Raw genomic sequence first — 19,687 nt, forward strand, 5'->3', positions numbered from 1 at the left:
CGGCGCCGCCGCTCAGCCGAACCAGGCGGCGACGTTGCCGGTCTGGCCGAGGATGGTGATGCGGTTGCCCCCGCCGACGTCGAGCGTGGTGTTGCCGCCCTCCACCCGCGCCGAGCGGATCACCGCGCCGAGGTCGACGCCGGCCTCATAGAAGGCCAGCCGGTCCACTCCCACTTCGAAGTCCATCACCACCGACCCGCCCGAGCTGCGTCCGAAGGCGAAGACGTCCGCCCCGCTGCCGCCCCACAGCGTGTCCGCCCCGCCGTCGGCGAACAGCACGTCGTTGCCGGCCCCGCCGTGCAGCACGTCGTCGCCTGCCCCGCCGAACAGCGTGTCGTCGCCCTCCTCGCCGAACAGCGTGTCGTTGCCCTCGCCGCCCAGCCCCAGGTCGTTGCCCGACCCCAGAGCGATCAGGTCGTTGCCCGACCCGCCCAGCGCCGTGTCGTTGCCCGCCCCGCCGCTCAGCGTGTCGTCGCCCTCGTCGCCGTACAGAAGGTCGTCGCCGTCCTCGCCGAACAGCAGGTCGTTGCCCGCCCCGCCGCTCAGCGTGTCGTTGCCCTCGTTGCCGGTCAGCGTGTCGTCGCCCTCCTCGCCGAACAGCACGTCGTCGCCCTCGCCGCCGAAGCCGCGGTCGTCGCCCGTGCCGCCGCCGATCAGGTCGTTGCCCGACCCGCCGAACAGCCAGTCGTCGCCCTCGCCGCCGTGCACCAGGTCGTCGCCCTCGTCGCCGTACAGCGTGTCGTTGCCGCCGGCGCTGGTGATCGTGTCGTTGCCGCCGCCGCCGTGCAGGAGGTCGTCGCCTTCGCCCAGGTGCATGTACTGCTCGTGGTCGTCGCCGTAGACGATCTGCTCGCCGTCGCCACCGACCAGCGTGGCGTTGCCGACCACCGCCGCGAACTCGACGTTGTCGAGCTGGATGGTCACCGGCCCGGCCAGGCCCGTGGTGTTGAGCACCACCGCGGTCGGCGCCGTGCTGGTCGGGCCGGTGCCGCCCAGCGTGGTGCCGGTCACCTTGGTCTGCACCGCCTGGCCGGCGGCCACGCCGGGCGCGGTGAAGTCGATGGCGCGGACCAGCAGCTGGGCCTGCGCCGGCAGTGTCGCCAGGAAACTGGTTCCGCCGCCGGACAGGCCGATGCGCGAGGGGGAGCCTTCCTCCGTCCAGTCCTCGATGGCGGTGATCAGGCCGTCCCCCGTGTCGGCGGCGCTGACCCGCTCGGCGCGGCCCGAGGCGGTGACCGCAACGCCGGTCTGGACGCTGAGCATCAGGGTGGTGACCGTGGATGTCTGCGCGGTCTGGGCGTCGACTATCTCCTCCTGAACGACCGGCACGTCGGCCAGATCGGGGTTGGGCGTGCTGCCGTCCTCCTGACGGTCCGCGGTCGGCGCTTCGATGCGCACCGTGACGATGCGATTGCCCCCGGCGCCGGTGGTGATCGAACGGTGGACGGTGGTGCCGTCGACAATCTGTTCCGTCGGCCCGTCCACGGCCGCCGTCAGCTTCTGCGTCGTCGCGCCGAGCAGCGGGGATCTGTTGCCGGCAGCATCGGTCAGGCTGAGCGCCAGGGTGAGGGTGCCGTCGCCCAGGCCCGACAGGTTCAGTCCGTCGATTCGGTTCGTACCCGCGTTCAGCAGGCCGCTGCCAGTCACTTGGCCGCCCCCCGAGGAGGTGATCGTCCAGCTGTAGGCCGCCCCGGGCTCGCCGTCGGTGATGGTGAAGGCGGTGCTGGTCTGCTCCACCGCATCGATGCGGTCGTCCTCGAACTGCACCGTCGCCGTGGGTGGCGTGGTGTCGATGGTCACCGTCAGCGCCGTCGAGGCGGTCGAGGTGCCGTCGGCATTGTTGGCCTTGGCGGTCAGGGAATGGGCGCCGTCGCTCAGCGAGGCCGACGTCACCGTCCACTGGCCAGCACCGTCGGCCGTCGCCGTGCCCAGCGCCGTCGCGCCCTGGTACAGCACCACCGTCGCACCCGCTGCCGCCGTGCCGGCGATCGTCGGCGTGGTGATGTTGGTCAGCGTGTCGGCGGTCGAGCCGCTGTTGGAGGCCGCCGTCAGCGCAAGGCCCGTTGGGGCGGCGGGCGGCGGCGGCCCGTTGCGGAGCAGCACGATGGTTCCGTAGTTGACGCCGAGCAGGACGTCGAGGTCGCCATCGCCGTCGATGTCGACGAGGTCCGGCGTGGCCGACAAAATAGCGACGAGGCTCACGGAATACTGAGTGGGCCAATCGCGAACATGGCCGAGGCCAAAGGGGTTGGTGCCGACCAGGGTGAAGCTTGGCGCCGCTGCCGTTCCGACGTTCCGGAAAAGGACCATGTCGCCATTGTCGTTGCCGATCAGCACGTCAAGGTCGCCATCACCGTCAATGTCGGCGAGGTCCGGCGCGGCGTCGCTGCCGACATCGCCGAGACCGAAGGGGTTGACGCCGACCAGGGTGAAGCTCGGCGCCTCCACCGTCCCGACGTTGCGGAAGACGACCGTGTTGCCGCTGCTGTTGCCGATCAGAACGTCGAGGTCGCCATCACCGTCAATGTCGGCGAGGTCCGGCGCGGCAAAGCTGCCGACGTCGCCGAGGCCGAAGGGGTTGGTGCCGACCAAGGTGAAGCTTGGAGCCGTCGCCGTCCCGACGTTCCGGTAGACCACCGTGTCGCCTTGATTGTTGCCGATGAAGACGTCGAGGTCGCCGTCGCCGTCGATGTCGGCGAAGGTGGACGCGGCGTCGGCATAGGAACCGACGTTTCCGAGACCAAAGGGGTTGGTGCCGACCAGGGTGAAGCTCGGAGCCGTCGCCGTCCCGACGTTCCGGTAGACCACCGAGTCGCCTCGGTCGTTGCCGACCAGAACGTCGAGGTCGCCGTCGCCGTCGAGATCCGCGAAGTCCAGAGAGACACGGATGCCGAAGCCGCTGATCCCGAAAGGATTGATCGTCTCCAGGGCGAAGGTCGGGTCGCTCATGTCCTTACTCTCCTTCGCGATCGGACGGCAGGGCGACGCCCCCCGACCCCGCGGTGGTTCTTCAAATCATGGAGGATGTGACGGGGTGGGCCGGTGGCCCTGTGACGATGTCCACCGCGGCGAAGCCCCGGCCGGGGGCGGAACGGGCCGACCCGAGCCGATCACGGCAGGGTCGACCGTGGCCGGACCACCGGTTCCGGCGGTCAGCGGCCACGGCGATCCGTCTTCGAGGTGCAGCGAGTGGAGCATTGCCGAACCGGCGCGGATGGATTCGCCGGGTGCCATGTCGATCACCAGCCGTGCATAGAAATCTCCCATGTGGAGCAACAGGCGCTTGATCGCCTGGCGGCCATGTTGGCAAACGTGCAGCGCTCAAACAATTGGGGGGTTTTCCCCAGGAGTCCGCGGCGCCACAGGCCTCGTTCGGGCTTTGTCTAATCCGACCGGGGGGCGTCAGGCCCTTCCGGAATCGCCACCGCGGCGTTCAAGCGCGCCCCACGATGGCCGCGCCGACGAGGCGGTTTCCGGGGATTACGCCCGCTGCGGCAAACCAAAAACGTTCCTCAACGCCCGGATCACAACAGGCGCAGGAATTTCATCCACGAAGCCGGCTTCATGGTTCGAAACAAGCACATCACCAGTGCGCTTATGCGGGGAGACTTCTCCTGACGCCTCGGCGGGCGAGCGTGAGCGCGGCGTCCGCGCACTGGCTGCGCAATTCGGGAACCGCGGTCATTTCCCAGAACGGCGCGCGGCTGACCGGGCCGAGCGCGAAGAGGCGGTCGGACACCGCCCCGTCCTCCCCGATCAACGCCCCCTCCTCCGTCACGTCGAGGCCGAGGCGCAAGGGATCGGGACGGGCCAGACCCTGCTGGAGCAAGGCGCGCATCAACGGATGGCGGATGCGCCCGAAGTCGCATTCGGTGCCCGTCGCGTTGACGATGGCGCCAACCGTCCGCGTCCAGAACGCGTCTTCGGCGCCCCGCGCGCGGACCGTCGCTTCCACCCCGTCGGGGGTCGGGGCCAGCGACTGGAGGCGGCCGGCACGGACGGTCAGCTGTCCGCTCTCACGCAACGCCTCGATGCGCGCGGCCACCTCCGGCGCCATGCGGTGGCGGTGCACCTCCCAATAGGGCCGGGCGTGGCGCAGGAAGCGCTGCCGCTCCTCCAACGGCAGATGCTTCCAGATCAGCGGGTGGAAGGGCCGCAGGGAATCGAAGGCGGCCCGCCAGTCCAACCCCTCCTCCCGCGCGCGGCGGACGTCGGCCTTCAGGGCGATCAGCACGTCCAGCACCGTGCCGGGCATCGTCTGGGGATGGACGAAGCTCTTGAAGGGCCGCGTCTCCAGATGGGTGGTGGGCAGCAGGCCGCGACGCGACAGCGCCAGGATCGGGCCGCGGTGGCCCTGGTTCTCCAGGGACAGCACCACGTCGACCATCGTCAGCCCGGTGCCGAGAATCAGCACCGGCGCGTCCGGATCGATGGCGGCGACGGCCTCGCGGTTCCAGGGATCGCCGATGAAGCGCTCCGACGCAAAGACCTCCGGCGCCGCGATGCGCGGCGGCGACGGCGGAAAATGCCCGACGCAGAGCACCGCCCGGTCCACCGCGAGGCTTTCCCCGCTGGTGAGCCGAAGACGAACGCCGCCGTCGGCCGAGCCATCCACCGCCGCATCGACCACCTCCGCCCGCACCGTGTCGAGCGTCACATGGGCAGGAGCCTCCGCCTGCGCCTCGCGCAGCACGTCCTGGATGTACGCGCCGTAGAGCCGGCGCGACACGAAGGCGTGGCCGCTGGGCGGCACGTCGCCGCCGAGATCCTTCGCCCACAGCCAGCGCAGGAAGTGGCGCGGGTCGTCGGGATAGGCGCTCATGTTGTAGGCGCGCACGTTCAGCAGATGCGCCGCGCTGTCGGTGGAATAGGCCAGCCCGGTGCCCAGGGTCCCGGCGCGCTCGATCAGATGGATGCGCGTCGGCTCCTCCGCCTTGCGCAGAAGGTGGGCCGCCAGGATACTGCCGGTGAAGCCGGCGCCGACGATGGCGATGCTGTGCGCGGTGTCGTGGGACGGCATGCTCGTCGTTCCTCTCCCTGTGTCCAGCACCCCGCGGGGCGCCCCCGAATTGACATCATTAGAGCACCATGAATCCCTATTTAACAAGTTGGCTTTTGCCGTATCGCATGTGCTTTCATATGCCGTGCATCGGAAACAACTTGTAAAACTTGTTGATTCCCCTCGACCATCAGGACCCGGACCGCAGAATGACCATGGGCAAGCGTGCACCCTTCGTCGTCGGAATCACCGACCACATGATCCCCCCGCCGGACCTTGAGGCGGCGGTTCTGGACGGCTGTGCCGAGGTGGATTTCCTCGACACCCGCCGCGAGGAGGATCTGGACCCGGAGCGTCTGGCCCGGCTGGACGCGCTGCTGGTGTGGAGCACCCGCATCGGCCCGGCGACGGTGGCCAAGCTGCCGCGCTGCCGCGTCGTCGTGCGGTTCGGTGTCGGCTACGACAAGGTCGACGTGGCGGCGCTGGAGGCCGCGGGCATTCCCTTCTGCAACAACCCGGACTACGGGACGGAGGAGGTGGCCGACCACGCCGTCTCCCTGCTGCTCTCCCTGCAGCGCCGCCTGTGGGAGCATGACGCCCGCGCCCGCGGCTACAGCACGACGTGGCAGGCCAACACACTGACCCCGCTGCGGCGGTCGAGTGCGGCGACGGTCGGCGTCGTCGGCGTGGGGCGGATCGGCACGGCGGTGGTGAACCGGCTCAAGCCCTTCGGCCACCGCATCCTCGGCTACGATCCGCAGCAGCCCGCCGGGCACGAAAAGGCCGTTGGCTACCGCCGCGTCCGCCGGCTGGACGAGTTGCTGGCCGAATCCGACATCGTGACCTTCCATTGCCCGCTGACGCCGGAGACCCGCGGCCTGATCGACGCGGACTTCCTGGCGAAGCTGAAGCCCGGCGCCCTGCTGGTCAACACGGCGCGCGGCGAGATGTTCGCCGGGCTGGACCCGCTGGAGGAGGCGCTGCGCAGCGGCCAAATCGCCGCGGTGGGGACGGACGTGCTGCCGACCGAACCGCCCGCCCCTCACCCGCTGCTGGACGCTTGGCGCCGGCGGGAACCCTGGCTGGAAGGCCGTCTCGTGGTCACGCCGCACAACGCCTTCCATTCCGACGAGGCCGCGGTCGAGATGCGCCGCAACGCCGCCGAGACCGCCCGCCTGTTCCTGGAGGACGGGGTTTTGCGCAACCGCATCCTGCCCTGACCCCACCCGGTCAGGCCCCCAGGAAAGCCGGAACGTCGAGGCCGAGCGCGCCCCCGATGTCGTGCAGGGCGCGCACGGTGTCGGGGTCGAGCGTGATGCCGTGCTCCGCGGCCAGCGCCCGGCTCCGCCGCTCCGGCTCGCCGGGCACCAGCACGCCGTCACCGCCCGGCACCGGCGGGGTGTCCTGGATGTGGTCCAGCACCGCGTCGGTCAACGCCTGCCAGCCGCCGTTCTCCGCGTCGCCCCCAGACTCGGCCACCCGCGCCGGGTCGATCAGGAACGCCAGCGCGTTGTTCACCACCCGGCCCGGACGCAGGTTCTCCGGCAGGGCCGGCAGCCCGCCGGCCAGCGCTCCGGCGAGGATCTCGCAGGCGAGCGCCAGCCCGTAACCCTTATGCCCGCCCAGTGGTCCGCCAAAGGGCAGGATGGCGCCGGTCGGGTCGCGGAACATCACACCGGGGTCGCGCGTCGGCACGCCCCGCTCATCGATCAGCAGGCCGTCGGCGACCTCCTTCCCGGAAGCCGCGGCGACACGGCACTTGTTGGCCGCCACCGCGCTGGTCGCGAAATCCAGCAGGAAGGGCGGATGGCCCGGCGTGGCGGGAACGGCGATGCAGATGGGGTTGGTGCCCAGCCGCGGCCGCCCGCCGCCATGGGGTGCGGCCAGCGGACGGCTGACCACGTTGACGAAGAAGACCCCGATCAAGCCGGCCGCGATGCACTGCTCGCCGTAGGAGCCGACCCGCCCGATGTGATGGGCGTTGCGCAGGGCGAGCACACAGGCCCCGCCGGCCTTGGCCCGCGCAATGGCGAGGTCCGTCGCCTCCCGCGCAATCACCTGCCCGTAGCCGACCTCCCCGTCCACCACCAGGAACGGCGCCTCGTCGCGGACGACGCGGGCGTGCCGGTTGGGTTGCAGATGGCCCAGCTCCAGGCTCTTCGCGTAGACGGCGATCTGGCACACGCCGTGGCTGGCGTGGCCGGTCGCGTCCGAATCCACGAGGTTGGCGGCGACGATGGCCGACTCCTCCGGGCTGCTGCCGGACCGTTGCAGGATGGCGTCCACAAGGGCCACCAGACGGTCCGCCGCGTAAGGACCATTCATCCTCAGAACACCGAATAGTCGATGGGCTGGTGACGGTCGAGCGTCCGGTGGACGGGCGGCAGCGGGTATTTCAGCCCGGTCGCGCAGTTGAACAGCACGGCGCGCTCGTCGCGGCCCACCCGCCCGTCGGCCAGCGCCTGCTTGTAGGCGGCGTAGGTGGCGGCGCCTTCCGGGCAGAGCAGGAATCCCTCCTCCCGCGCCGCCTCGTCCAGCGCCGCCTGGATGGCCTCATCCGGCACGGCGACGGCGAAGCCGCCGCTCTCCCGCACCGCGCGCAGGATCAGAAAGTCGCCGACCGCCTGCGGCACGCGGATGCCGGACGCGATGGTGTGGGCGTCCGGCCAGCGCGGCGCGTGCTCCTCCCCCGCCTCGTAGGCGCGGACCATCGGGGCGCAGCCGGCGGCCTGCACGGCGACCATGCGCGGACGCTTCGAGCCGATGAAGCCGATGGCCTCCAACTCGGCGAAGGCCTTCCACATGCCGATCAGGCCGGTGCCGCCGCCGGTCGGGTAGAAGATGACGTCCGGCACCTCCCAGCCGAGCTGCTCGGCCAGCTCCAGCCCCATGGTCTTCTTGCCCTCGATGCGGTAGGGCTCCTTCAGGGTGGAGACGTCGAACCAGCCGGCCTTGGCCTTGCCCTCCCCCACGATCTTGCCGCAGTCGTCGATCAGCCCGTTGACGCGGTAGACGGTGGCGCCCTGGAGTTCGATCTCGGAGACGTTGACCTCCGGCGTGTCCTCCGGGCAGAAGATCGTCGTCTTGATGCCCGCCCGCGTCGCATAGGCGGCCAGCGCCGCGCCGGCGTTGCCGTTGGTCGGCATGGCCATGTGCGTGATGCCGAAAGCCTTCGCCATGGACACCGCCATGACCAGCCCGCGCGCTTTGAAGGAGCCGGTGGGCAGACGCCCCTCATCCTTCACCAGCAGTTCCGCCCCCCCCAGCTTGGCGGCGAGCTTGGGCAGCGCGACCAGCGGAGTCACCGCCTCGCCCAGGCTGACGATGTCCTGCACCCGGCGCACCGGCAGCAGCTCGCGGTAGCGCCACAGATCCTGCGGGCGTTCGGCCAGCGCGCCCTTGGTCAGCGCACCGCGCACCCCCTCCAGGTCGTAGCGGACCAGCAGCGGCTTGCCGGCCTTGGACAGGTTGTGGACGGTGTCGGCCTCGTACCGCTCGCCGGTGTAGGCGCATTCCAGATGCGTGACGAAGGTCGGGCGCTCGGTGGTCAGGTTGCTGTCGAAAGGCACGGATGGATTTCCTTGCTGAAGGCTCACGTCAATTCCCTCTCCCCTCCGGGGAGAGGGTTAGGGTGAGGGGGATGCGCGGTTTGGTGCGTTCGGCAAAAGCACAACCCCCTCACCCGGCCCTTCGGGCCACCCTCTCCCCAGAGGGGAGAGGGCTTATCGGACCATGCCCCACTTGCGGACGGTGTGGGTCTCGATCCAGCGGAAGACGACGTTCTCGACGACGAGGCCGATCAGGATGACGGTAACGAGGCCGGCGAAGACCTTGTCGATGTACAGCTCGTTGCGGTTCTGGAAGATGAACCAGCCCAGCCCGCCCTTGCCGGACGACACGCCGAACACCAGCTCCGCCGCGATCAGCGTGCGCCAGGCGAAGGCCCAGCCGACCTTCAGCCCGGTCAGGATGGCCGGAAAGGCCGCCGGGATCAGCATGGTGACGACGTAGCGGATGCCGGTCAGCCCGTAATTCCGCCCGGCCATGCGCAGCGTCTCCGACACCGACGTGAATCCGGCGTGGGTGTTCAGCGCCAGCGGCCACAGCACGGCATGGACCAGAACGAAGGTCAGGCTGACCGCCCCCAGCCCGAACCACAGCATGGCGATGGGCAGCAGTGCGATGGCCGGCAGCGGGTTGAACATCGAGGTCAGGGTGGACAGCACGTCATTGCCGATGCGCGTGGACACCGCGAAGCTGGTCAGCAGCACGGCCAGCACCACGGCGATGGCGTAGCCCTTCAGCAGAACCGACAGCGACACCCAGGCCATCGACAGCAGGTTCTCCCGCCAGATCGCCTCCCACAGGGCCGCGACGGTGGCGGTGAAAGTGGGGAACATCAGCGGGTTGTTCTGCCACGTCGCGGCGACCTGCCAGAGCAGCGCCACCGTGGCCAGAACGGCGAAGCGGCGGAGCGCGGTGATGTTGCCGATCCGCTCCCACAGGGACAGCGGGCGGGCCACGTCGCCGATCGGCCCGGTGGTGGCGACCGTCCGTTCATACTCCGGGCGGACGGGCGGCACGCGGCGGCCCTGTGGGGCCAGGGACAGGCCGGTCATGACGGCAGCCCCTTCACCGTTTCCACCTCGTCGGCGAACAGCATGGTGTGGATGCGTTGGGCGGTGTCCTGGAACGCCGGGCTGCCCACCGCGAAATGGTCGTAGCCGTCGCAGTTCAGCTCCGCCTTCACCTGCCCGGGGTGCGGCGACAGCACCAGGATGCGCGAACCGACGACCAGCGCCTCCTCGATGGAGTGGGTGACGAACAGGACGGTGAAGCGCAGATCGTCCCAGAGCTGGAGCAGCTCCTCCTGCATCTTGCGGCGGGTCAGCGCGTCCAGCGCCGCGAAGGGTTCGTCCATCAGCAGGATGTCCGGCTCCATCGCCATGGCGCGGGCGATGGCGACGCGCTGCTTCATCCCGCCCGACAGCATGTGCGGGTGCACGTCGGCAAACTTGGACAGGTTCACCCGCGCGATGCAGTCCAGCGCCTTCTCCTCGGCCTCCCGGCGCGACGCCTTGCCGCTGGCGAGCAGCGGAAACATGACGTTCTGCTTCACCGTCTTCCAGGGGGGCAGCTGGTCGAACTCCTGGAACACCATCATGCGGTCCGGCCCCGGCCCGGTCACTGTGCGGCCGTTCAGGCGGATGGCGCCCTCCACCGGCTGGAGGAAGCCGCCCACCGCCTTCAGCAGCGAAGACTTGCCGCAGCCGGACGGCCCCAGCAGGACGTAGCGTTCCGCCTGGAACACCTGGAAATCGACCCGGTAGGTCGCGGTCACCAGATGGCGGCGCGTCTTGTACTGGAGCGTCACGCCGGACACGTCCAGCAGCGGGCGTTCGGACACGCTGGCGGTGCCCACGCTCTCGGTGTCCACGCTGGCGGGATAGGTGAAGGCGTTCATCGGATCAGCTCCCGGTTTCGCCGTGCAGGTCTTCGAAGAACAGGTCCTTCCAGGAGGCAGGCTTGTTCTTCATGGCGCCGACCTTGTGCATGAAGTCGGCGAAAGCCCCGACGCGGGCGGGGGCGACGGTGAACTGGTTGTCCGGGTCGTCGAGGATGCTGACGACGAAGGCCTTGTCGAGGTCGCCCCGGTTCTGCGCCAGATAGATGTCCGCCGCCGCGGAATGGTCGGCGTTGATGACGTCCATCGCCTCCTTCAGCGCGCCCAGGAAGGCCTGATAGGTCTTGGGATTCTTGGTCCGGAAGGCTTCCTTTGCCCAGATCAGGTTGAAGGTGTGCGGCCCGCCCAGCACGTCGTAGGAGCTGAAGACCTTGTGGATCTTCGGATCGCGGAGCTGCTGGTACTGGAACGGCGGACCGGAGATGTGGCCGGTGATCTCCGACGAGCCGGACAGCAGGGCCGCGGTGGCGTCGGGGTGCGGCAGCGAGACGGTCAGCTTGTCGAGCGCGTCAAACTTGCCCTCCCCGAACTCCTTCTCCACGGCCATCTGGAGGACGCGGGCCTGGACGCCGACCTTCACCGCCGGCAGAGCGATCTTGTCCTTGTCGGTGAAGTCCTTGAGCGTCTTGACGGTCGGGTTGGTGGTGGTCAGGAACAGCGGCATGCTGTTCAGGGCGGCGATGGCCTTGACGTTGGCGTTGCCCTTGGTGCGGTCCCAGATGGTCAGCAGCGGACCGACGCCCGCCGACCCCAGATCGATGCTGTCCGACAGCAGCGCGTCGTTCATCGCGGCGCCGCCGGAGAGCTGCACCCACTCCACGGTGACGTCGAGACCCAGCTCCTTGCCGTGCTTCTCGATCAGCTTCTGGTGGCGCAGCACATGCAGCGGCAGATAGCCCAGCCCGTATTGTTCGGCGATCCGTATCCGGCCTTCCGCCGCCGCCGGACCGGCCAGCGCTGCGGCGGCAAGCCCCAGCCCGGCCAAGGCGCAGAGCGCGTGACGGATGACACGTCCAGGGTGGAACATACGAACCTCCGAAAATTTTACCTAATCTCTAGTAGGAAAATGACATCATGATTCCACGAATGATTCAACAGCGAAAATAGACAATATATACATATGTATCATGTTATTTATGCACGAAAGAGAATCGCGGAACCCGCGCCAGCCCGCCGGTTCCGCGATTCTCCGGTCCGGCACGGAGGGCGTGGACCCCCATGCCGGACCCGGCAGGATGTCAGGCGGCGAGGCTCGGCTTGCGGCCAAGCACGCGGGTCACACTGGGACGGCCATCGACGCCGACCACCACATCGCCGGCCACCGTCGTGCGGCGGACGACGCGGGGACGGTCGCCGTAATCGTCGACGGCGCGGTGGATGGTGGCGCGGTTGTCCCAGATCGCCACATCGCCCGGCGACCAGTGCCAGCGCACCGTGTTTTCCGGACGGGTGGCGTGGTCGGTGAAGATGCCGATCAGCCGGTTGGAATCGGAGGTGCCAAAGCCGACCAGCCGTTGCAGGAAATGCCCGACCAGCAGGGTGCGCTCGCCGGTGACCGGGTGCACGGAGACCAGCGGATGCTCCGTCTCGTAAACGGTGGAGGTGAAGACCTCGTTGAAGCGCTTCAGCCCGTCCTCACGGACGTTCCCGCGGTCGCCCACGTAATCGTACTGGTTGGTGTGGATCGCCCGCAGCTTGCCGGCCAATTCGCGCAACGGTTCCGGCAATTCGGCGTAGGCCGCCGCCGTGTTGCCCCACAGCGTGTCGCCGCCGCGGTCCGGCAGTTCATGCGGGCGCAGGATGGTGATGCTGGGGTAATCGCCGAGAAAGGTGATGTCGGCGTGCCAGGAACTGGCGCGTTCCCCGCGGGAGCCGTCCACATCCAGGATGCCTTCGGTCCCGCCGAGCGACGGCACGGTCGGATGGCCGACCAGCTTGCCCCACAGCCGTCCGAAGGCTTCCTGCCGGACGTCGTCGATGTGGTGCTGATCGCGGACGAAGATCACCTTGTACTCATAGACGGCGTCCTGGATCGCCTTCAGCACCGCCGGGTGCAGATCGCCGGACAGGGTGACGCCGCGCAGTTCGGCGCCGATGTTGCCGTTGATGGGCTTGATGTCGAAACCGCTGGGAAGGCTCATCGGACAGACTCCTGTGGGAAGGAAGGGATGGACAGGCGGGCAGGAGGGCGGAGAGTGGCCGGCGTCATGCGGCGTGGAACCAGGCGAGCAGCGCGACGGCGCCGAAGGCCAGCAGCACGAAGGCCACCGAAAGGGTGTGCAAAAGCCGGAGGTCGAGCGACGGATCGGTCTCGCCGGGATTGGACATCAGCAGCCACAGCGCCATGGCCTCGGGAAACGGCAGGCAGACCAACTCCTCCGGCGGTTCACGGTCGCTGCTCATGGATCAGCTCCCCGTTTCGCTGTGCAGGATCGGAAGGGTGTAGTCCTTCCATGAGGCCGGCTTGGTCTTGATCGAGCCGATGCGGTGCATGTAGTCGGCGATCACGCCGGTGTTGTGGGGGATCTGGGAGTAGCTGATGTCCGGGTTGTTCAGCAGCGCCACGACCTCGTCCTGGGTCAGTTTGCTGCGCTCCTCCGCCAGATAGATGCGGGCGGCCTCGGTCTTGTCGCGCTTGATGAGCGCGAAGCCGTCACCCATCGCCTTCACCACGGCGGCGGTGAGCTTCGGGTTCTCGTCGTAGAATTTCTGCGTGGTGTAGCTCAGCACCAGCGTCGCCTCGCCGATGACGTCGCGCGAATTGAAGATGCGGTGGACGTTCGGGTGGGCGAGTTGGAGGGTGCCGTAGGTCGGCGTGGTGACGTGGCCGGTGATTTCCGTCTTGCCGGACACCAGGGCCGCGGTGGCGTCCGGCGGGCTGAGCGGCGTGGTCAGCGCTTCGAAATCGTAATGGTGCCCCGGCCCGAACTCCTTCTCCGCGGCGATCTGAAGAACGACCGAGTTGATCGAGACCTTCACCGCCGGCACCGCGATGCGGTCCTTGTCGGTCAGGTCGCGGATGCTGCGGACGTTGGGGTTGTTGCTGTTGATCCAGAAGGCGGAGGAGTCCAGGCCCGAAATGGCCTTCACGCCGATGCCGCCCCGCGTCCGGTCCCAGGCCGCCAGAAGCGGCGAGATGCCGGCCGAGACGATCTGGGCGTTGCCGCTCAGCAGAGCGTCGTTGGCGGCCACGCCGCCGTTCAGAACGAGCCAGTTGATCTTGACCGGCCCGATTCCCTCCGCCGCAGCGTATTTTTCGATCAGCCCGTGGTTCTTGGCGACCATCAGCGGCAGGTAGCTCAGCCCGTACTGGATGGCGATGGTCAGGTCCGTCGCCTCGGCCCGCGCGCCACCGGACGAGAGGAGGGCCACACCCGCCGCCAGGGTCATGCCGAGGAAAGCCCGTCTTGCGGTGGACCCAACCCGTTTCACACCCGCTGCCATCGAAGCCTCCCGAAATAGCATCGCCAAGGTTGATTTTCACCTCGATCACACCAATCCGAGAGCAGCCTGTCAAACAAAATCTACTTAATAAGTAGTTTTTGAAAATCTAAAAATACTGAATTTTTATGTTAATAATGCCATGGGGGTTTGGAACGGCATCGCTCTTACGAGAGCACTCGAGCCGCCTCAGCGTGACGTCATGCCCTCATGCACGCCGCGCCGTGAGACCTGACGCAGCCTTGGCGGTTTGCCCGATCAGCCATCGGTCAGCGCACGACCAGCCTGTCCTTTTCCTGCAGTCCATCCAGCACCTCGACACCATCCTCCGTCGGCCGCCCCAATGTGACCCGCGTCTTGCGCGGCTGTTCCGTGCGTGGATCGAGAACCATCACGAACGGTCCCTGGCCATCCTTCGACAGGGCCTCCGGGGAAACCACGAGCGCGTTCGGCTTCTCGTACACCATGATCGTGACGACGGACGACATGCCGACGCGCATGCGCTGCGCCTGCTCGTCGGTCGGGGTGATGTCGACTTTGATCTCGAAAAGCGCCCCCTGCCCCGACGTGGGCGGCAACGCCTGGGCCGAGACATGGGCGATCCGGCCGTTGATGGCGGCGTTGCCGAAACTCTCGCCGGTGACCTCCACCGCCTGACCGACACGCAGACGGTTGATGTCCGCCTCGTCCACTTTGGCCGTCACCACCAGCCGCTCCACATCGGCAACGGTGAACAGCGACTGGCCCCGGGACAGCCGCGCGCCAATGTCCAGGGGCGGCTGGAGGGCTTGACTGGATGGAGTCTGGATCGGGCGCAGGATGATGCCGGACACAGGGGCTTCGATCGCCGTGCGGTCACGCTGCTCCTGATACTCCGCCACCCGGACCTGCGCGTTCTTCAGCTCCAGTTCGGCGATCTCCCGATGGGACTGGCCACCCCTGTCCAGAACGGTCTTCAGCTCCTGTTCCGCCGCCTCAAGCTGGATCTTCAGGGTTGCCGTCTGTTGCACCTGGGTTTCCCATTCCATCCGCGGCACGATCCCCTGATCGAGCAGAAGCCGCGTTTCGGCCGCTTTGCGGCGGCTGTCGTCGAGCGCCAGCTTCGCCGCGGCCACGCCGCGCCGCGCGCGGGAGACCTCTGCACCGGCGGCCCAACCCTTCAACTCGTCCACCGCCCGGCTGGCCCGCAGGAGCCCAACCTGAGCCTCTCGCAGCCTCACATCCAGTTCCGCCGTGTCCATGACCAGCAGCACCGCCCCATGACCGACATGGCCACCGTATTCAAAGCGCTTTTCCTTGATCGAACCATCGAAGGGCGCCACGACGTTGACGGTCGTCCCCGGCTCCACGACGCCGACCACGCTGATCCGCGAGACCAAGGGCTTGGCGGTCACCACGACGATGCGGGGTTGGCCGGAGTCGGCGGGACCGGCCACCGTTGACCAGACGCCCGAACCGACCACAGCCACCGCGGCAACGCCAGCCGATGCGGCCAAAAAGGCGGCGCGGCGCCAGGAAAGACGCATCCGGCGGTCCGGGACATCACTCGGGCCGCTAGTCATTGATGGAGATTTGCCAGGTATCAAGCGTCGTCCCCAATTGCTGGTCCAGAATGGTCAGCGCGTTCAGGTAGGCGATCACCGCGGACAGCAGGGCGTTCTCGGCATTTCTGAGGTCCGCTTCGAAGCTCAGCACCTGAAAGTTCGAGGATCGGCCCACCTTCAGCTTCTGATTCTCCACGTCGATCTTCCGGCGCGCCAGATCACGGGACCGGCGCGCCAGTTCGAGCTGCCGCCAGCGGGTCTGCGCGTTGCGGACGGCGTCCCGGACCTCCTTCTCGATCCGCTGGCGAAGCGCCTCCAACCGCAGTTCGGCCTCGCGCCATGCCACGTTGGCCCCCACCTCCGCCTGCTCCAGCGACAGGTCGCCCAGCGGCACGACGAGTTGCAGCCCGCCATAGACACCGCTGTCCCGCGCCCGGCCCAGCGGAGCGCGCGTCCGTCCCAGATTGGCCCCCCCGATGGCCGCGAGATCCCATTGGCGCTGGTTGCGCGCAACCGCCAGGGTGATTTTGCTCCGTTCGATGGCGAGAAGTTGGGCCAGATGCTCCGGCTGGTTGTCGAAGGCGATGACCAGGGCCTTTTCCACGTCGATCCGCATCGCGCGGGACTCCAGCGTGTCCATTGCGCTGATGTCCGTGCTGGCGCTGACCGCCAATACGCCCAGAAGCGCCAGCCGGGCGCCGTCCAGCTGGTTGGCGGCTTCCTCAACCGCGTATTCCTGGGCCGCCACGTCCGCCTCGTTCTGCACCAGCTCGACCTCGGCCATGCGCCCGGCCCGGATCAGGGAGCGGCTGACATCCAGCAGGTCGCGCGAGCGTTTGAACGACTCCCGCGCGATCCGCAGCTGTTCCCGCGCCCTCAGAAACTCCCGGTAGGTGAGGATGACCTCGCTCACGGTGCGTGACACGGTGAGCTTGAGCTGAAGGCGGTTGATCTGCTCGTCGATGCGGGCGATGCGCACCGACGCGGTGTTCACCTCGATGCCGCCATCCCGCAGGAGCGGCTGGATCACCGCCAGGTTGAGGGCCGATGAAAAGGTGGACGCCCCGCCGTCCCGGACATGGCTGGTGGGGGCGGCAAGAACGATCTGCGTCCCCAACGGCGTCGTCATGTCGATGATGGGGGTGATGTCGGCGCTGCGGGAACCGAGGCCGTTCGCCCGGCGGGCGATGGCCGTGCCCGACACCGTTAAACGCGGCGAGAACTTGTCCTCCGCCACCCTCAGATCGAACTTCTGTGATATCCGCTGCAAATAGGCGCTCTTGATCGTCCGGTTGTCCCGCAGGGCAAGAGCCACCGCGTCGGGAAGCGTCAGCGCGATGGTGGGACCGTCGGGAGTTGCCGGCGGCGCCAGGGTCACTCCGCCATGCGGCTCCTGGGCTCGAGTCCGAACCGGAGACTGAGCCTCGGCCGACGGACCGGAGAGAAGCCAGACGCCGCTCGCCATGAGCATGACGGCGATCTTCCGGGCAAGCCGGCGGCAGGCGCTCTGCATCATGAAAGGAAGCCGACCTTCAACCCAGGAGAGATAAACATCCCAATTATACGATCCTCCGGTGGATTCTCCAGTCTATAACCGTGACCCAAAGGCGTGGAAAAGGGAAACCATGACGATGCTTCGACGCGCCCATCGCCTGATCCCGGCCTTGGCGGGCCTGCTGGCGTCCGCGTGCGCGGAACCGGACGCGCTGCGTCTCCCCCCGTCTGCGCCGTCGATGCCATTCCACGCCCGGCCGCCCGTCGCCGTGTATCTGGAAACCGTGCCCGGCCCCAGCCTTGCGCCGGCCCGGGACGCTCCCTCCGGCCCACCCGAAGCCGCCGAGTGGGACGACCTGCTCGCCTCCCCCGCCGCCCTTCCCGCCTGGGCGCGCCGGGAGGCGGACACGACCGTCTTCGCCGGGGGTACGTCGGTGCGACGCGGCGATCTGTATGTCCGCTCCGATGGCGGGTGGACGCGTCGGACCGGAGACCGCTTCGAGCATTCCGACGGCGGCACGACCATCCGGCGCGGCGACACCTATGTCCATTCGGACGGGCGGTGGAGCCGCCGCGTCGGCGACACCGTCACGACCTCCGACGGGCGCGTCTGCACCATCCGGACGACGGTGATGCTGTGTCCATGATCATTCGGCGCGCAGGGCGTCGATGGGGTCGAGCCGGGCGGCCATCGCAGCCGGATGATAACCGGACAGCACGCCGACCACGGTGGCCACCCCCGTTCCCAGGGGGATCGCCAGCGGCGAGAACACGAAGGCCCAGCCGGACAGAATGGCGAATCCCCACGCCAACGCCATGCCCAGCGCGGCGCCGGCCAGTCCACCGGTCACCGACAGGACCGCGGCCTCGACCAGGAACATGACGCGGACGTCTCCGGCCCGCGCGCCCACCGCCATGCGCAGGCCGATCTCCCGCCGGCGTTCCATGACCCCCATCAGCATGACGTTCATGACACCGATCCCGCCGACCAGCAGCGAGATGCCGCCAATCGCCGCGAACAGCCAGGTGAACAGATCGGCCTGCCGCTCCATCCCCTCGATCAACTGGCGCGCGCTGCGCACGTCGATGGTCACGCTCCGCATCCTGTCCCCGAAATAGCGCGCTATGGCGTCGGCGGCCGTGCCCGGATCGGCGTCCGGAGCCACGCGGATCGCCACGGAGGTGATGGCCGGCGACGGCATAACCCGTCGGGCGGCGCCCCGCGGAACGAGGATGGTGTCGTCGACATCGACGGGAAACAAAGGGTTCAGGGTCACATCGGACAACACGCCGATCACAGTGAGGATCGCGCCCTCGACGCGCAGTCGGTCGCCGGGCATCAGCGGAACTCCCGGCGCCCCGAGAGCGCGGGACAGCCTCGAACCGACCACGGCGAAGGGCTCGGCGCCATCATAGCTGGAGAGGAAGCGGCCAGCCCGCATTGGCAAAGGCATCACCTGGTTCAGCGAAGCGGTGGACCCGATGACGTTGCCGAGGGCGGAGCGCCCGTTGGCCGACAACTGGGCGCTGGACAGGATGAGCGGTGCGGCGGCACGGACATCCGGCAGTGCGTCGGGCAGGCGCTCGATGTCCGCCGCGTCGTAATAGGCGGGGGTGCGCCCCCCTGCCCCGCTGCCCACCGGCTGTTGCGCCATCACCAGATCGACGCCCATGGCCTTGAACTGGTTGACGGCTTCCTTGCCGGCGTTGCCCCCGACGTTGATCAGGGCGACCACCGACGCCGTGCCGATCACGATTCCCAGCAAGGCCAGCATCGACCGCGTGCGCGTGGCCCGAAGATTCCCGAACGCCTCGCGGGCGATCAGCCGCAGAACCGCCGCGTTCCGGCTGGAATGCACGCGTGGGCGACTCAGCACGGGCCACTCACATCCTCCGCCAGCCGCCCGTCGCGGATGAGGATGCGGCGATGGCATCGGGTGGCGATCGATGGGTCATGGGTGACGATGATGACCGTGGCGCCGATGTCCCGATTGAGGGCGACCAGCGTGGCCATGATGTCCTGGGCCGATTGGCTGTCGAGATTGCCGGTCGGCTCATCCGCCAGCAGAATGGAGGGTTGACCGATCAGCGCCCGGGCGACCGCCACACGCTGGCGCTGGCCGCCAGACATCTCGTCCGGGAGATGGTGCAGGCGGTGGGCCAGACCGACCTGTTCCAGTCGGGCCTCGGCACGCGCCAACGCCTCCCGCCGGAGCATTCCCCGATACAGCAGCGGCATGGCGACGTTGTCGAGCGCAGACAGGCGGGGAAGCAGGTGAAACGCTTGGAAGATGAAGCCGATTTCCCGGTTGCGGATGTCGGCGAGGTCATCGCCGGAAGCCGGTCCAAGGTCGCGCCCACGGAACAGCAGCCGCCCGGCGCTTGGCCGGTCCAGAAGCCCCATGAGGGTCATCAGCGTGCTTTTTCCTGAACCTGAGACCCCCATGATGGCGCAAAGCTCTCCGGCACTGACCGAAAGGCTGACGGATTGCAGGACAGGCACTAGCCTCTTGCCGCTCAGGAATGTCTTTGAAACACCTTCGAGCGCGATCAGCTGGTCCATGCCCGTCTCCGTGGCTCCTTAGTCCAGGTCCCGACGCCCTTCAGCCGAAGGCAACCCTGTCGCACAAGGAGCCATCCAGCAAGAGAAAACTCAATGAAAAGCCCAATGCATCGGTATCTAAGTATTTTTTGGACAGACAAGGCGAAGCCTGTCCTTTCTCCGCTCCATCCACAACTCCCTTG

The 19,687-nt window shown here is 68.0% G+C and carries 16 protein-coding genes; 2 read left to right on the forward strand and 14 right to left on the reverse strand.

The features are described 5' to 3' along the window. Nucleotides 1-12 precede the first annotated feature (12 nt). Together ABAZ39_RS33145 and ABAZ39_RS18040 are read right to left on the reverse strand one after the other, a co-directional pair. Nucleotides 13-2,949 carry an FG-GAP-like repeat-containing protein gene (locus tag ABAZ39_RS33145; protein ID WP_051658227.1) on the reverse strand — a complete coding sequence of 979 codons (2,937 nt, stop codon included), beginning with the start codon at nucleotides 2,947-2,949 and terminating at the stop codon, nucleotides 13-15. Between the two features lie 646 nt (nucleotides 2,950-3,595). Continuing rightward, nucleotides 3,596-5,020, reverse strand: coding sequence for an FAD/NAD(P)-binding protein (locus ABAZ39_RS18040; RefSeq protein WP_040134246.1), 1,425 nt, complete (start codon nucleotides 5,018-5,020; stop codon nucleotides 3,596-3,598). A gap of 194 nt (nucleotides 5,021-5,214) precedes the next feature. Between ABAZ39_RS18040 and ABAZ39_RS18045 the strand changes: the two genes are divergently transcribed. Next, entirely contained in the window at nucleotides 5,215-6,219 is a 1,005-nt protein-coding gene (locus tag ABAZ39_RS18045) for a C-terminal binding protein (protein ID WP_081863237.1), read from the forward strand. Between the two features lie 10 nt (nucleotides 6,220-6,229). On the opposite strand, the gene ABAZ39_RS18050 is transcribed toward ABAZ39_RS18045, so the two are convergent. From ABAZ39_RS18050 to ABAZ39_RS18095, 10 genes are all read right to left on the reverse strand, one after another. Further along, the gene (locus ABAZ39_RS18050; RefSeq protein ID WP_040134247.1) at nucleotides 6,230-7,324 is read right to left on the reverse strand and encodes a malate/lactate/ureidoglycolate dehydrogenase; all 1,095 of its coding nucleotides are present in this window, start codon (nucleotides 7,322-7,324) and stop codon (nucleotides 6,230-6,232) included. Between the two features lie 2 nt (nucleotides 7,325-7,326). Continuing rightward, complete coding sequence (locus ABAZ39_RS18055; protein ID WP_040134248.1) at nucleotides 7,327-8,568, reverse strand: threonine synthase; 1,242 nt, start codon at nucleotides 8,566-8,568, stop codon at nucleotides 7,327-7,329. A gap of 153 nt (nucleotides 8,569-8,721) precedes the next feature. Then, a complete protein-coding gene (locus ABAZ39_RS18060) occupies nucleotides 8,722-9,618 on the reverse strand; it encodes an ABC transporter permease (RefSeq protein ID WP_051658228.1) in 897 nt (298 codons plus the stop codon). After that, entirely contained in the window at nucleotides 9,615-10,463 is an 849-nt protein-coding gene (locus tag ABAZ39_RS18065) for an ABC transporter ATP-binding protein (protein WP_051658229.1), read from the reverse strand. Before ABAZ39_RS18065 ends, ABAZ39_RS18060 begins: the two co-directional genes overlap by 4 nt. Nucleotides 10,464-10,467: 4 nt before the next feature. Further along, nucleotides 10,468-11,490 carry an ABC transporter substrate-binding protein gene (locus ABAZ39_RS18070; protein ID WP_040134249.1) on the reverse strand — a complete coding sequence of 341 codons (1,023 nt, stop codon included), beginning with the start codon at nucleotides 11,488-11,490 and terminating at the stop codon, nucleotides 10,468-10,470. Nucleotides 11,491-11,701: 211 nt separating this feature from the next. Continuing rightward, nucleotides 11,702-12,604, reverse strand: a complete 903-nt coding sequence (locus tag ABAZ39_RS18075) for a TauD/TfdA dioxygenase family protein (protein ID WP_040134250.1) — start codon at nucleotides 12,602-12,604, stop codon at nucleotides 11,702-11,704. 64 nt (nucleotides 12,605-12,668) lie between these two features. Then, nucleotides 12,669-12,866, reverse strand: a complete 198-nt coding sequence (locus ABAZ39_RS18080; protein WP_040134251.1) for a hypothetical protein — start codon at nucleotides 12,864-12,866, stop codon at nucleotides 12,669-12,671. Nucleotides 12,867-12,869: 3 nt separating this feature from the next. Then, nucleotides 12,870-13,853, reverse strand: coding sequence for an ABC transporter substrate-binding protein (locus tag ABAZ39_RS18085; protein WP_040134252.1), 984 nt, complete (start codon nucleotides 13,851-13,853; stop codon nucleotides 12,870-12,872). Between the two features lie 320 nt (nucleotides 13,854-14,173). Further along, on the reverse strand, nucleotides 14,174-15,430 hold the full coding sequence (locus ABAZ39_RS18090; protein ID WP_051658230.1) for an efflux RND transporter periplasmic adaptor subunit: 1,257 nt from the start codon (nucleotides 15,428-15,430) through the stop codon (nucleotides 14,174-14,176). A gap of 28 nt (nucleotides 15,431-15,458) precedes the next feature. Further along, nucleotides 15,459-16,964: a TolC family protein gene (locus ABAZ39_RS18095; protein ID WP_247881715.1), complete on the reverse strand. Its 1,506-nt coding sequence runs from the start codon at nucleotides 16,962-16,964 to the stop codon at nucleotides 15,459-15,461. 109 nt (nucleotides 16,965-17,073) lie between these two features. Between ABAZ39_RS18095 and ABAZ39_RS18100 the strand changes: the two genes are divergently transcribed. Further along, nucleotides 17,074-17,589, forward strand: coding sequence for a hypothetical protein (locus ABAZ39_RS18100; RefSeq protein ID WP_040134253.1), 516 nt, complete (start codon nucleotides 17,074-17,076; stop codon nucleotides 17,587-17,589). Here ABAZ39_RS18100 and ABAZ39_RS18105 read toward each other — a convergent pair whose 3' ends face one another. Beyond that, nucleotides 17,590-18,819, reverse strand: a complete 1,230-nt coding sequence (locus tag ABAZ39_RS18105; protein WP_160174837.1) for an ABC transporter permease — start codon at nucleotides 18,817-18,819, stop codon at nucleotides 17,590-17,592. It abuts the gene before it with no gap. Next, nucleotides 18,813-19,505: an ABC transporter ATP-binding protein gene (locus ABAZ39_RS18110; RefSeq protein WP_040134254.1), complete on the reverse strand. Its 693-nt coding sequence runs from the start codon at nucleotides 19,503-19,505 to the stop codon at nucleotides 18,813-18,815. Before ABAZ39_RS18110 ends, ABAZ39_RS18105 begins: the two co-directional genes overlap by 7 nt. Nucleotides 19,506-19,687 lie beyond the last annotated feature (182 nt).

The sequence above is a fragment of the Azospirillum argentinense genome (assembly GCF_000632475.1).
GTDB lineage: Bacteria > Pseudomonadota > Alphaproteobacteria > Azospirillales > Azospirillaceae > Azospirillum > Azospirillum baldaniorum.

Bases quoted from the DNA above. Each gene is read 5' to 3' on its own strand.
- ABAZ39_RS18080 (WP_040134251.1), bottom strand. From the start codon at position 12,866: ATGAGCAGCGACCGTGAACCGCCGGAGGAGTTGGTCTGCCTGCCGTTT.
- ABAZ39_RS18085 (WP_040134252.1), bottom strand. From the start codon at position 13,853: ATGACCCTGGCGGCGGGTGTGGCCCTCCTCTCGTCCGGTGGCGCGCGG.
- ABAZ39_RS33145 (WP_051658227.1), bottom strand. From the start codon at position 2,949: ATGAGCGACCCGACCTTCGCCCTGGAGACGATCAATCCTTTCGGGATC.
- ABAZ39_RS18045 (WP_081863237.1), top strand. From the start codon at position 5,215: ATGGGCAAGCGTGCACCCTTCGTCGTCGGAATCACCGACCACATGATC.
- ABAZ39_RS18110 (WP_040134254.1), bottom strand. From the start codon at position 19,505: ATGGACCAGCTGATCGCGCTCGAAGGTGTTTCAAAGACATTCCTGAGC.
- ABAZ39_RS18095 (WP_247881715.1), bottom strand. From the start codon at position 16,964: ATGATGCAGAGCGCCTGCCGCCGGCTTGCCCGGAAGATCGCCGTCATG.
- ABAZ39_RS18060 (WP_051658228.1), bottom strand. From the start codon at position 9,618: ATGACCGGCCTGTCCCTGGCCCCACAGGGCCGCCGCGTGCCGCCCGTC.
- ABAZ39_RS18070 (WP_040134249.1), bottom strand. From the start codon at position 11,490: ATGTTCCACCCTGGACGTGTCATCCGTCACGCGCTCTGCGCCTTGGCC.
- ABAZ39_RS18075 (WP_040134250.1), bottom strand. From the start codon at position 12,604: ATGAGCCTTCCCAGCGGTTTCGACATCAAGCCCATCAACGGCAACATC.
- ABAZ39_RS18040 (WP_040134246.1), bottom strand. From the start codon at position 5,020: ATGCCGTCCCACGACACCGCGCACAGCATCGCCATCGTCGGCGCCGGC.
- ABAZ39_RS18100 (WP_040134253.1), top strand. From the start codon at position 17,074: ATGACGATGCTTCGACGCGCCCATCGCCTGATCCCGGCCTTGGCGGGC.
- ABAZ39_RS18090 (WP_051658230.1), bottom strand. From the start codon at position 15,430: ATGCGTCTTTCCTGGCGCCGCGCCGCCTTTTTGGCCGCATCGGCTGGC.
- ABAZ39_RS18065 (WP_051658229.1), bottom strand. From the start codon at position 10,463: ATGAACGCCTTCACCTATCCCGCCAGCGTGGACACCGAGAGCGTGGGC.
- ABAZ39_RS18050 (WP_040134247.1), bottom strand. From the start codon at position 7,324: ATGAATGGTCCTTACGCGGCGGACCGTCTGGTGGCCCTTGTGGACGCC.